Annotated in this window: 11 protein-coding genes; 9 read left to right on the forward strand and 2 right to left on the reverse strand. The window is 43.3% G+C overall.

Annotated features, from left to right (window positions below):
* The first annotated feature begins 12 nt into the window (after positions 1-12).
* The 5 genes from glpK (at position 13) to ACKU35_RS06880 (ending at position 5283) form a co-directional block, all read left to right on the forward strand.
* Entirely contained in the window at positions 13-1500 is a 1488-nt protein-coding gene (gene glpK, locus ACKU35_RS06860; RefSeq protein ID WP_319764390.1) for a glycerol kinase GlpK, read from the forward strand.
* A gap of 152 nt (positions 1501-1652) precedes the next feature.
* A complete protein-coding gene (locus tag ACKU35_RS06865; protein WP_319764392.1) occupies positions 1653-1928 on the forward strand; it encodes a hypothetical protein in 276 nt (91 codons plus the stop codon).
* 115 nt (positions 1929-2043) lie between these two features.
* The gene (locus ACKU35_RS06870; protein ID WP_319764394.1) at positions 2044-3264 is read left to right on the forward strand and encodes a hypothetical protein; all 1221 of its coding nucleotides are present in this window, start codon (positions 2044-2046) and stop codon (positions 3262-3264) included.
* 254 nt (positions 3265-3518) lie between these two features.
* Positions 3519-4160, forward strand: a complete 642-nt coding sequence (locus tag ACKU35_RS06875; protein ID WP_319764396.1) for a peroxiredoxin — start codon at positions 3519-3521, stop codon at positions 4158-4160.
* A 250-nt stretch (positions 4161-4410) separates the two neighbouring features.
* On the forward strand, positions 4411-5283 hold the full coding sequence (locus ACKU35_RS06880; protein WP_319764398.1) for a transporter substrate-binding domain-containing protein: 873 nt from the start codon (positions 4411-4413) through the stop codon (positions 5281-5283).
* Between the two features lie 125 nt (positions 5284-5408).
* Here the strand turns inward: ACKU35_RS06880 and ACKU35_RS06885 are convergent, their stop codons facing one another.
* Entirely contained in the window at positions 5409-7163 is a 1755-nt protein-coding gene (locus tag ACKU35_RS06885) for an ATP-binding protein (protein ID WP_324292729.1), read from the reverse strand.
* 692 nt (positions 7164-7855) lie between these two features.
* On the opposite strand from ACKU35_RS06885, the gene ACKU35_RS06890 reads away from it, so the two are divergent.
* On the forward strand, positions 7856-8035 hold the full coding sequence (locus ACKU35_RS06890; protein ID WP_319764402.1) for a 4Fe-4S binding protein: 180 nt from the start codon (positions 7856-7858) through the stop codon (positions 8033-8035).
* Between the two features lie 94 nt (positions 8036-8129).
* On the opposite strand, the gene ACKU35_RS06895 is transcribed toward ACKU35_RS06890, so the two are convergent.
* Positions 8130-8336, reverse strand: a complete 207-nt coding sequence (locus ACKU35_RS06895) for a hypothetical protein (protein WP_319764404.1) — start codon at positions 8334-8336, stop codon at positions 8130-8132.
* Between the two features lie 238 nt (positions 8337-8574).
* Between ACKU35_RS06895 and ACKU35_RS06900 the strand changes: the two genes are divergently transcribed.
* The 3 genes from ACKU35_RS06900 (at position 8575) to ACKU35_RS06910 (ending at position 12481) form a co-directional block, all read left to right on the forward strand.
* A complete protein-coding gene (locus tag ACKU35_RS06900) occupies positions 8575-8823 on the forward strand; it encodes a hypothetical protein (protein WP_319764406.1) in 249 nt (82 codons plus the stop codon).
* A gap of 318 nt (positions 8824-9141) precedes the next feature.
* The gene (locus ACKU35_RS06905; RefSeq protein WP_319764408.1) at positions 9142-10278 is read left to right on the forward strand and encodes an FAD-dependent oxidoreductase; all 1137 of its coding nucleotides are present in this window, start codon (positions 9142-9144) and stop codon (positions 10276-10278) included.
* 163 nt (positions 10279-10441) lie between these two features.
* Entirely contained in the window at positions 10442-12481 is a 2040-nt protein-coding gene (locus ACKU35_RS06910) for a methyl-accepting chemotaxis protein (protein WP_319764410.1), read from the forward strand.
* The last annotated feature ends 8 nt before the right edge of the window (positions 12482-12489 follow it).

The following is a 12489-nucleotide window of genomic DNA, read 5'->3' on the forward strand; positions in this document are numbered from 1 at the left end:
GGGAAATAAAGAATGGAAAAGAAATACGTACTTTCAATTGACCAGGGTACTACCAGCTCCCGCGCAATTATCTTTAATAAAGGCGGCGAGATCGTAAAGGTAACCCAGAAAGAATTTACCCAGATTTTTCCCAATCCCAGCTGGGTTGAGCACGACGCTATGGAAATCTGGTCTTCCGTCCAGTCCGTAGTTGCGGAAGCCCTTGCCGACGTTCCTGCTGCTGAAATTGCTGCAATCGGTATTACCAACCAGCGTGAAACTACTGTTGTATGGGATAAGAACACCGGCAAGCCCGTATACAACGCAATTGTATGGCAGTCCCGCCAGACCATGGACATCTGCAACGAGCTGAAAGCAAAAGGTCTTGACTCTACTGTCCGTGAAAAAACAGGTCTGCTCATTGACGCATACTTCTCCGGAACCAAAGTTAAATGGATTCTCGATAACGTAGAAGGCGCTCGTGAAAAAGCTGAAGCTGGCGATCTCCTTTTCGGTACTATCGACACATGGCTGGTTTGGAAGCTTACCGGCGGCGCAGTTCACGTAACTGACTACACCAACGCTTCCCGTACTCTCATGTACAACATCCATGAGCTCAAGTGGGACGAAGAACTCCTCGAAGCTCTTACCGTTCCCGCTTCCATGCTTCCCGAAGTTAAGCCTTCCTCCGCAGTTTACGGCAGCACCCACAAAGATAAGTTTCAGGGCCTGGAAATTCCTATTTCCGGTATGGCCGGTGACCAGCAGGCAGCTCTGTTCGGTCAGGCTTGCTTTGAAAAAGGTATGGCTAAGAACACTTACGGAACCGGTTGCTTCATGCTCATGAATACCGGTGAAAAAGCAGTTCCTTCCAAGAACGGCCTGCTGACCACCATCGCATGGGGTGTTGACGGTAAAGTTGAATACGCTCTGGAAGGTTCCATCTTCGTAGCAGGTTCCGCTATCCAGTGGCTGCGCGACGGTATGAGAATGTTCCGTGACGCTAAAGATTCCGAGCTCTACGCTACCCGCGTGCAGGGCACCGACGGCGTATACATGGTTCCCGCATTTGTCGGCCTCGGCGCTCCTTACTGGAACTCTGAAGTTCGCGGCGCAGTATTCGGCCTGACTCGTGGTACCACTAAAGAACATTTTGTTCGTGCTACCCTCGAATCTCTCTGCTACCAGACCAAAGACGTTCTCTCCGCTATGGAAGCTGACTCAGGTATCAACCTCGCTAAACTCCGTGTTGACGGCGGCGCAGTTGCAAACGACCTGATGCTCCAGATTCAGGCTGACCTCCTCGGTGTACCTGTTGAGCGTCCTCTGTGCATTGAAACCACCGCTCTCGGCGCAGCATACCTTGCTGGTCTGGCTGTTGGTTTCTGGGCAGATAAAAATGACATCAAACAGAACTTCGGCGTTGACCGTGAGTTCGGTCCCAAAATGGAAGCTGGCGAATCTGCAAAGCTTTATGAAGGCTGGCAGAAAGCTGTTGAAGCTACCATGGCTTTCAAATAGTAAAACATACGCAGCTTAGCTGCTGTAACTTACTGTACATAATAAAGGGTATCCTTCGGGGTACCCTTTCTGTTTTTGGATGCTCTTATTTTGTTACAAAGCAGGGTGCCTGTAGCTATTTTTAATAATAAATTTTATAGCCTATCATTAATATGCTGGACAAATCTTCCGCCATAGAAACTGTTATACGAAAACTTAAGAAGGTTCCCGTCGGCCGGGGTCTTGACCTGCGTACCTATAAACGTGACCGCTCCATTCTTATCCTGCGTACGGGCGAAGACTCTTTCAAAATAGTTGAGGATGGCTTTGCACAAAAACAATTCACCGAAAATCTGAAGGGGCTTAAAAAGCTTTTAAAAAAACTTTTGAAAAGCGAATTTCCGCGTAGCAATAAGATCCGTGTTTATGATGCTGCGGAAGATTCATAATGAGTTCTTTCGTCTCCTGCAAAGATGTCTAAACCTGGCATTCGCTTAATTAAAGAGGAATGTTTTTCAGCATGCATCCTTGCGGATACCATCTGTTTACTTTATCAATAAACTTATGCAGAGCTCCAATCAGCCTATCCTCTACGCGCAGAGTAAATACAAGGAAAGTGTCATCGATCGCCCCCTCCTCAACCTTGAGGCTGGAGCAGGGCAGACACGGTTAAATATTATCCTTCCCCATTTTTTTTCCCGCTGGGCATTTGGAGGTGTTGTCTCGGCCTTACAGGTATCCAAACCCCTGACAGCTCATTATGAATCCATACGTTTCTTATCCCTCAATGCTTTGGGAAAGGCTGATGAGATGTTCGATTTTAATAGTTTTGTGGAAAACCCTGAAGGTAAGACCATTCAGCATGAGGCCGTGTACGGGGAGCAGCCTCTGGCTACAACTGCCGGTGACGTGTTCTTTTGTACATACTGGATTAGTACACTTGTCTGGGAGGAACATGCGCGATTGATGGAGCAGGCGGGGAATGCCAAAACCCCGTTTTACTATTTTATTCAGGATTATGAACCGGGATTTTATCCCTTTGGTTATCGTTTTGCCATGAGTCAGGCTTCCTACCGACATCATGAATATACACATGCCTTGTTCAATTCCAATACTCTCGCTCAGTGGTTTGACGAAGAATCCTACCCCTTTGCCGAGCGAAACGTGGTTGTCCCTTCCTTGAACCCTTTGCTGCGTGATCGACTTGATGAACTGGATTGGAGGCTGGAGAGCAAGAATTCAGAAAAAGTTGTTATTTTCTTTTATGGCCGTCCGGAACAGCCACGGAATTGCTTTGCCTCTATCCTTTCCGGTCTGGATATCTTCTTTAATGAGATGACTCCGGAAGAACGGGCCGGATTCCATGTTATAAGCGCAGGGCAGGAGCATGAAGATATTATTCTTTCATCCGGCGTCCCTATAAAAAGCATGGGCAAACTTTCCATGGAAAAATACGCATCTTATCTGGAGTTCTCGCATATAGGCATCTCGTTTATGGTCTCTCCGCACCCGTCCTATCCTCCTTTGGAAATGGCTTCGTTCGGACTTTATACCATTACCAATGATTTCGGTCCCAAAACAATTTCCACATGTCACCCAAACCTGAAGAGCCTTCCCGCACCGGATCCAGTCTTGCTGGGAGCTGAGCTGCACAAAGCCGCCAATTGGGCGGCAAAGCGCAAAAATGCCGTCCATAAAGCAGTTCTGCCCAGTTGTATCAGTCCTTTGTCCTGGGAAGAGAACGCACGTGCTTTGGGGCTTTCTCCTATTCATCCTGTCATATGACCGGAAAGACCGGTTGTCGGATATATGCTTAATAGCTGATGATTCGGTCTATTTTATTCGGGCATTTCAAAGGGTAACGGCTTTGATTTCTTGATGGGTAAAGATCGTGGTGATCTTGGTGCGTAATACTGCTGTTATTTCTTGACTCAGGAAGAGGGGAGTAGGTAATAATAGAAACTGATCCTATATAAATGTCGATTGGTTCATGGAGTTTTATTAATAAACCCAACCCGCACAACGTGCAGGAGACAGTCATGGAATCAGGAATACCTTTACTTGGTGATGACTTCCCGGAATTGGAAGTCGTTACTACTCACGGCGTCCTAAATTTGCCTAAAGACATGTCAGGAAAGTGGTTTGTCCTTTTTTCTCATCCGGCGGATTACACACCGGTTTGCACCACCGAATTTGTGGCCTTTCAGAAACGTTTTGCAGACTTCAAGGCTCTTAATTGCGAACTGATCGGGCTATCCATTGATCAGGTCTTTTCACACATTAAGTGGACTGAGTGGATTAAAGAAAATCTGGATGTTGAGATTGAATTTCCCATCATTGCAGATGATATGGGGAAAGTCGCAGCCAAACTTGGGATGGTGCATCCCGGTAAAGGTACCAATACCGTACGGGCTGTTTTTATTGTTGATGATAAGGGTAAGCTCAGAATTATGTTTTATTACCCTCAAGAACTGGGCAGAAACATGGATGAGATTTTGCGGGCGGTTAAAGGCATGCAAACATCTGACGCAAAGGGAGTCGCAATCCCTGCAGGCTGGCCAAATAATGAGTTAATCAAGGACTCGGTTATCATCCCTCCAGCAAACAATGTTAAAACAGCCAAAGAGCGCACTGGAGCTACTGACTGCTACGATTGGTGGTTTTGTCATAAAAAGATTTAAGGTTCGTAAATCAAAAACATAAAGTGGATTGTTGAGTTCTGGGTCTGCTTTCAACAATATGAAATTGTTTTCAGTCACAGGGCCGGTCTAGACAAAGGCCGGCTCTTTTTTTGTTTTATAAATACACCAGCTAATTATAGCTCAACATAATAACTTAGAAAGTATAGTGAAAAACTTCACAAAGTAGAGTGTTGCTGCTACAAAGGTTGAAACACAGCATCTGATAACTCCTATCTTCTACCATGCTGACATGAAAAAAATATCAATAATCTGGTACCTTGTGGTCATATCCTTCCTTTCTGTCGACAATGCGTTTGCAGAAGCAGAGGTTTACTGGCCAAGCTTTGATCTTCCCCCACTCTTTATATACGACGAGCATGGCAACAGATCAGGGCTGGGAGACGACTTGAATAAATATATGCAGCAGCGTCTTTCTGGCTGCGCTCATCTAAACACAATAACGTCTCCGAAAAAAATACTCCTTGAGGCTAAGCAAGGTAAAAAAATGGTTATTACGGGAGTTTTAAAAAATACTAAGAGACAGCACTATTTATATTACTCAAAATATCCCTGCAGGATGTCATGGAGCATGGTTGCTATCATAAGAAAAGAAGATAAAAACAGGCTCACAACAGATGGTAAGTTCCCATTAACTACCAATATTAAAAACAACAAGCTCAAGTTTAGCTATATTAATGGTGTATATTACGACAAACTTACTGATTTGATTAGCAAAGTTAAATGTGAAAACAGAAGTACTGCAAAGAGTATATCCAGCATAGATACCAGTCATCAAGTGAACTTGCTTGTTAATAAAAGAATAGATTTCTTTTTTGCTGACCCCCTCATTATATTTGAGATGCAAAATCAAAAGAATAAGCACAATATTGAATTAGTAGAATGCGTAGAACTTCCAGTTATGCCCATGTATGGTTACTTTGCAACACCCAAAACATTATGGGGATACAATATGATGAAAAAAATAAATAAAATACTTAAGCAGGTAATATGTTCCGGACAACTTAAAAGAATGATTAATAGCTGGATTCCTGACAACCTTAAAGGCAAATTTAAAGAAGGTTACAGTAAGGGAATCGCAGAGAAGGTTGTATGCGGCCATTAATGTGACTTAATAATCATTCAATATATAAAACTTAAAAAAACTAGGTATTTAATTGTTTTATGTCTCGCAAACACTCGCAAGGACAGGGAGGAGTGTTCAAAGGTCCACGGGGACCTCGCTTAACATTAAGGGATAGGTAGTCTGATCGTAAAACGCGTCCATTCACCCGGAACCGAATTCACCTCCAGAGCCCCTTCATGCTGCTCTTTGATAATGAAATAGGATATCGAAAGCCCCAGTCCGGTTCCCAGTCCGACACCTTTGCTGGTATAGAAAGGGTCAAATATTTTCTTTTGAAGGTCCAAATCAATACCGGGACCGTTGTCTTCTATTTCAACAACAGCCATGTCATTTTCCTCTCTTATTCGGCAAATGAATTTTGGACTGTCCCCAGCATATTCTTTTTCCGACATAGCTTCAGCACCATTTTTGAGAAGGTTGAGGAAAACCTGCTGAATCTCATTGTCGCTACAAACTACAGGGGGCATATTATCAGAATATTGCCTGACTATTTCTATCTTCCTAAAATCATAATGCTTCTTCAGGTTGTAGTCGTTTGCAGCCAGTTCTATTGTTTTATCCAAAAGTTCTTCCAGATGGTAAAGGCCGCGTTTACTTTCACTTTTACGGCTGAAGTTAAGCATGTTGGAGACAATTTTTGCCGCACGATTTCCACAATCAAAAATGCCGTTAAGCATTAGTGGTATTTTCCTTTTGTTCAAGTAGCGGCGTAGCTGCTCGAGCGTAAATCCGCATTCATCGGCAACGGACTTATTCAACTTCAGATCTGCCAGAAGGCGTTTATGTATGTTTTGGGCGTGACCAAGAATTCCGGCCAGTGGATTATTGATTTCATGAGCCATTCCAGCTGCAAGCCCGCCTACAGAAAGCATTTTTTCTGATTGTATTATCATCTGCTCAAACTGCATCTTCTGCGTTACATCATCAATACGGATAACCGCTCCTTGACTCCCGTTACTAATTAACGGGTAGATGGTGATTTCCTCATAGCGAACCATACCTTCTGCCGTTCTGGTTTGCACAGAATCAGTTTCAGCTACCTTGTCCTTCATTGCCGTATGAATTTTTTCAATTTTTCCCTGCATTTCAGGCAAAGCGATTTCCAACTGAAGGCCTAATGCGTCTTTTGAAGTGAGACCGCTGATTTTCTCGGCCTCAGTATTCCAATGAGTAATTTTTAATTCCTGATCAACCCCCACAAGAACGGAGGGCATGGAATTGATTATATTAGCCAGATAATTTTTGGTCATGCCCAGTTCTTTTTCAGCAAAACGACGAGCCCGCTCATTGCGTCCAAGCGCTATAAAGCAAATGGCCAGAGTCATAACTCCGACAATCCATATGGTTAAAAAAGTCGTGTCTGTCTTTGTTGTAAATGCGGACAGGGTGGCCTGATATTCAGACATTGGCACAACTACACTGATTCCGCCCCTGATATCACCTTCTACGTATCCCTGATAAGCATGGCATTTCAGGCAAGGTTTTTCGGTTACCATAGCCCGCATGAAACGAAGAACCGGTTTTCCGGCCTCCACAGCCATTTCGTGGAACTCAACATTATTATTGTTAAATTGTTTTAACGCCGTTTTTTCCCATTCGACAGGCTTATTTGAAGGACGTATTGGGTTTAAGCTTGTGATATGAGCATGCAAACCAGCTTCGGTATTCATCATTGAATAGACCATCCGCATCATATACGCGGGGTTTATCATGGTCATATTCTTACCGCTGGTAGTAGCAACATCCCGGTCCGTCACCTTGAGAAAATCATTGGGAAGCAAATTAGGTGAAATTTCCGCGTAAAGACCACCGAGCCCGGAAACCCAGTGACGGTAGGTTAGATCTTTTTCGTAGGCCACCTCAGCCTCTCTTAAAGCAATTTTATACGTATGTTCTTTTTCAACCTGCACTAAAGAATTATGAAGGATGTATAGTGTAGAGCTCCACAAAGCAGTCAGGAGTGCTCCGGAAAAAATAAGTTTATGATAGTATTTCAATATATTTCTCATTGAAAATTAAGATTGAGGTTATGGCATATTACCAGACAAAAGAACGCTAATCCATAGCAATCTTAATATTGAAGAGCGGTATTAAACAGCATTTGTAAATTTCAACATGCTTTATTTAATATAAAAATCAAAGTGTTTGAGTGCGGCGGCTGAATTGCATTTGAAGAATATTTTTTCGTATTTATAAGGTATGTTGTGACTTTTCTGGCAGGGGGCTGCTCTTGGTTTTTTACTCCATGTCTCTTATCTGCTTCATCTTGAGTTCCACCGAATTCTCAATGGGTAAAATTTGGATGTCCAAGCTTTATGGCATCAGCTGATCTTCTTTCTGGGGATAGTCTTCTAAGGCATGGTCGAAGTAGGTCACGTTGGCAGCTAACATATTAAAATAACTACTGTGCCAGCATCCTCGCTTCCCGGCAAGATATAGGCATGCATCTTTGCATTGACAGCGCGATGTAAAAAAGTGCAAATTAAGCATCAAAATTAACGCTCATTAAATAGCCAGTTTGTCGTAATTGTTAATTAAGAGGAGAAATCAAATGCATAAAATTGACCCTGATGAATGCCAGTTTTGCGGTGCATGTCAAAGCGCATGTCCTTCTGAGGCCATTATTCACCCCGATGGAACCAACTACTACGCAATAAATGAAAATTGTACCGACTGTGGAGCGTGCGAAGCAGAGTGCGGATTCAATGCAATTTTGAGCGACGACAGCTAAGCTAGAAACAAAAATATTGACCGGCTGTTTAAAAACAGCCGGTCAATATAAAAAAATTGTATTATTATATTTCAAAAATGTTGATAATTGCTATCTATTCCCCTAGATCTACGTCTTTAAGAGATAAGATGTATGATTTATTAATCCACTCATCTCCTTCTTCTTCATTAAGATCATCTAAATAATTTTTCTGTACGCATATAAATTCTAAAGAGTGCTTCTTAACATACGAATCAACATCAAGGTCTGCCTCTTTACTTAATTTATTGAGTATTGCTACTTGAATTTTATTTAAATTCATGACTTGTGCTCCTTTGGTGTTAGGTTCGCGGCAAAGTTCTTCAGCGAGTTTCGTTTTTGAAAAAAGTGTCTTCGCTGCATAAGGTTCATGGGTGTCGTTTTACAAAAAAACTAATTGTGCTTTTATAGGCTTGTATTTAAGTCAGTAAAATACTTTTTTTGTAAATAAGTTTGAGAAAATCGCAAATAAAACATATCGTAATTACATGCAACCCTAAAACTTCAACCGGAGAGTAAAAATGCAAAAAGGAACCCTTGAAAAGATCTTTGAGTACGCCTCCATGCCCTTACATGGAACCCTATCTCGCAAGCTGAGAAAAAACCTTAAAATTCAGGTTAACGAGGGCGCTGTTTATGAAGCGGCAGTGCTTTTTCTCGGTGATGATTTTATAAGGATCACCGAAGAAAAGGAAGGTCTTTCCATGAATACCTACTACAACTGGGAAGATATCTCATCTGTAAGAACATACAGTCCTATCGAGGACTGATATAACGTTAAGAAAAGGGCCCCTTGCAGCTAAAAAGCCGCAAGGGGCCCTTTCTTTCCATTCAACGCGTTAACTGTGCTAAATATTATATGGGAGCTTGGTTGCAGACTTTAACAGTGTGATGTTAGTACAACTATATATAAATATGGCACAAAAATATCGGAACAGATCGGGGGTGAGGATTCATCACAACTTGATCCGTTTGTGTTGAGACTACAAAGCAAAGGAATGCGGCATTTTTTATGCTTTGCACCTTTAATTTGAAGTAACTATTTTTACAATGTCACTGTAATTAAGTGATTTTTGTCAGGAGTTAATATGGGTGAACTCGTCCTTGCGGGCGCCGGGCACGCGCATATGCTGCTAATGGAAGCCATCCCCGATATCATTGCGGACGGACACCGCGTAACGGTTATCGGGCCGGACGACTGTCACTATTACTCGGGTATGGGACCGGGTATGCTCGGAGGTTCTTACTACCCTGATGAAATCAGCTTTCCCGTTAAGTCCATGGTGGAAAGCCGAGGCGGTGATTTCGTTCTCGGCAAAGTTGTACGTATAGATCCGCACAAGCGGCTGGTCATACTTGAAGCCGGACAGGAAATTCCCTACGACGTACTTTCCTGTAATCTTGGCAGCTTCGTACCAAGTGGGCTCATGGGCGAGGACTGCACCGATGTCTATACTGTAAAGCCCATACAAAATCTTTTTCAGGCCCGTATAAGAATTCAGGAAATATCCTCCGAGCGCCCGGTACGCATCGGCATATGCGGCGGCGGTCCCGCAGCTCTTGAAGTGGCCGGAAACGCTTGGGCTGCGGCCAAGGAGCAGAGCTGTTTGGGTGCGAAAGTACAGATCTTTACGGGTAGTACCTTTCTTCGCAAATTTCCGGACAGTGTGCGTAACCTTGCTCTTAAAAACCTGACTAAACGCGGAATCGAAATTGTTCAGGGTAGTTACGTTGAACGTGTGGCAACCGGCGGCATTACACTACAGAACAAACAACACTACGAACAAGACATCATTTTTATGGCTTTGGGTGTGAAGCCATCTAAAGTGTTCGCCGCTTCGGATATGCTCATTGGTAAGGATGGCGGACTAATGGTCAACAGCTACCTGCAAAGCATTTCCCATCCTGAAATTTTCGGTGGGGGCGATTGTATCTGGTTCGAGCCGAAGCCACTGGATAAAGTCGGCGTCTATGCCGTACGCCAGAACCCCGTGCTTGTTCACAATGTGCGGGCGCAGCTTGAAGGCAACAGCCTTAACGAATTCAATCCGGGCGGTTCCTATCTCCTCATATTTAATACTGGAGGGGGGAAAGGAATACTGCAAAAGTATGGATTGAGTTTTGGTGGGGCACCGGCTTTCTGGATTAAGGACTATATAGATAATAAATTTATCGAGCGGTTTAATAAGAATGTATCTGCTCCGTCTATTCCAGACATATTGTAAAAAATGTTCACTTAGAAGAAAGAATAAAGTATAAGAAATTGTAAGTAGTGTTTTTTTGAAGAATTTTGTTTTTACACATTAATTCAGCATCTTGTACTTAGAAAATCTTTTAAAGTTATCAGGCGATAGGCACGACTCACGATTTTGATAATAGGAGAGAAGTATGCGATCACTTTCGGCCAAATTTTTAGTCCCCACTCTGGTATTAATTCTTATTTGTATGGTTGCAATGGCCTCACTAATCTATAATAAGTCTTACTCCTCAGCACAGAAGTCAGCTGAAGCTCTTAATGAAGCTAAGCTTGCAAACTCTGTTTCCCTTATCGATATGTGGATAAACGGACTTAAGAAGGAAGTTTCATTGGCAGGCAGACTTTCTAGCGTGATTGATGCCGCCGCTAACGGGAAAAATGATAAAGCTGTAAGGGATGCTGCAGAAAAATCATTACAAAAGATAAATAATAACAGGCCGGTACTGCCTAGAATTAATATTCTTGATATGAATGGTGATACCGTAGGTTCTACCAGTGCGAAATCCATTGGAAAAAAATACGGAGACAGAAACTATTTTCAGCAGGCGGCAAAAGGGGAAATATTTCTTTCTAAACCGCTGATCAGCCGTACAACCGGAACTCCGGTAGTTATCATTTCCGCTCCGATCAAAAAAGATGACCGCATAATCGGTGTCATCGCCGCGATCATTGAGATCAGTGTATTTGCCGATAAATTTATCAATAATATTAAGGTGGCAGATACAGGTTATATCTATATTCTCGATGGTAATGGGCTTATCATTTCCCACGTGAACAAAGATCTCATTGCCAAAGTTAATGTTGCTGATGAATATGACTGGGGAAAGGATATCGTCCGTCAGAAGAATGGTAACCTGAGATATGAATTTGAGAACTCGGAACGACTTACTTTTTTTGATCAATCCCCTGTTACCGGGTGGATTACCTGTTCCACTGCCCCGGAAGAAGAATTCATGAAAGAGGCTGAAGCTATCGGAATGTTTATCATATATTCCGCACTGGCGATTGTTCTCATCATAGGGGTCGGGGTTTTCTTTATTCTTAAAATGAATGTTATCGTACCCGTCAGTGGAATTGTGAGCGCTGCTTCTGAAATTGCGGAAGGAAAGTTGGATACTAAACTTGATGTAAACCGCAATGATGAGATCGGTGTACTGCAATCAAGTCTGCTCAAAATGGTGGAAAGACTGCGTCTGAAAATATCTGAAGCAGATGAAAAGACAGCACAAGCCGAGGAAGAATCCCGCCGGGCACAGATTGCCACGGAAGAAGCGGAGGAAGCCCGGCAGCAGGCAGAACATGCAAAGAGCGAAGGGATGCAGCAGGCAGCAGGTGAGCTGGAAAAAATTGTGAATCAGGTTATAGCATCCAGTTCCGATCTGGATGAAAAAATACGCAGGTCCCATTCCGGTGCCGACACTCAGAAAGAACGGGCAACTGAATCAGCTACAGCTATGGAAGAGATGAATGCCTCGGTAATGGAAGTTGCCAGCAACGCGTCACAAACAGCTACCATGGCCGATGAAGCAAAGCAGGAAGGAGTTAAGGGCGGTGAGGTAATTACTCAGGTGGTGAGAAGCATCAAACAGCTTAATTCCGAAACTGATATGCTTCAAAAGGAGCTTAACAACCTTGGTGTTCAAGCCGATTCCATCAACATGGTCATGGGTGTGATTAATGATATTGCAGACCAGACAAACCTTCTGGCACTTAATGCGGCAATCGAAGCTGCAAGAGCCGGTGAAGCCGGGCGAGGGTTTGCTGTTGTTGCCGATGAGGTTCGCAAGTTGGCAGAAAAAACAATGGATGCGACTCAGGAAGTGGGAGAAGCAATTAAGACAATACAAGCCGGAACCTCCAAGTCCATAGACCGCATGCAGGAGACTTCCAAGGTTGTTGACAACAGCACGGAACTGGTCGATCAGGCTGGATCTGTAATTAGAAAGATTATGCAGATGATAGAAGAAACCTCAGACAGGGTCCGGGCAATTGCAGCGGCTTCGGAAGAACAATCCGCCGCTTCAGAGGAAATTACCGGCAGCATGACCGAGGTTAATTCCATCGCTAATGAAACCGCAGATCTTATGTCTGACTCTTTACAATCAATGCATGATCTTTCAGATATGTCCGCCAGACTGCAGAATCTCATAGAAGATCTTAAGAACAGTTAAACAATACA

Source organism: Maridesulfovibrio sp., assembly GCF_963676065.1.
GTDB lineage: Bacteria > Desulfobacterota > Desulfovibrionia > Desulfovibrionales > Desulfovibrionaceae > Maridesulfovibrio.

Coding starts and splice junctions, on each gene's coding strand:
- ACKU35_RS06880 (WP_319764398.1), top strand. CDS start 4,411: ATGAAAAAAATATCAATAATCTGGTACCTTGTGGTCATATCCTTCCTT.
- ACKU35_RS06900 (WP_319764406.1), top strand. CDS start 8,575: ATGCAAAAAGGAACCCTTGAAAAGATCTTTGAGTACGCCTCCATGCCC.
- ACKU35_RS06895 (WP_319764404.1), bottom strand. CDS start 8,336: ATGAATTTAAATAAAATTCAAGTAGCAATACTCAATAAATTAAGTAAA.
- ACKU35_RS06875 (WP_319764396.1), top strand. CDS start 3,519: ATGGAATCAGGAATACCTTTACTTGGTGATGACTTCCCGGAATTGGAA.
- ACKU35_RS06905 (WP_319764408.1), top strand. CDS start 9,142: ATGGGTGAACTCGTCCTTGCGGGCGCCGGGCACGCGCATATGCTGCTA.
- ACKU35_RS06910 (WP_319764410.1), top strand. CDS start 10,442: ATGCGATCACTTTCGGCCAAATTTTTAGTCCCCACTCTGGTATTAATT.
- ACKU35_RS06870 (WP_319764394.1), top strand. CDS start 2,044: ATGCAGAGCTCCAATCAGCCTATCCTCTACGCGCAGAGTAAATACAAG.
- ACKU35_RS06890 (WP_319764402.1), top strand. CDS start 7,856: ATGCATAAAATTGACCCTGATGAATGCCAGTTTTGCGGTGCATGTCAA.
- glpK (WP_319764390.1), top strand. CDS start 13: ATGGAAAAGAAATACGTACTTTCAATTGACCAGGGTACTACCAGCTCC.
- ACKU35_RS06865 (WP_319764392.1), top strand. CDS start 1,653: ATGCTGGACAAATCTTCCGCCATAGAAACTGTTATACGAAAACTTAAG.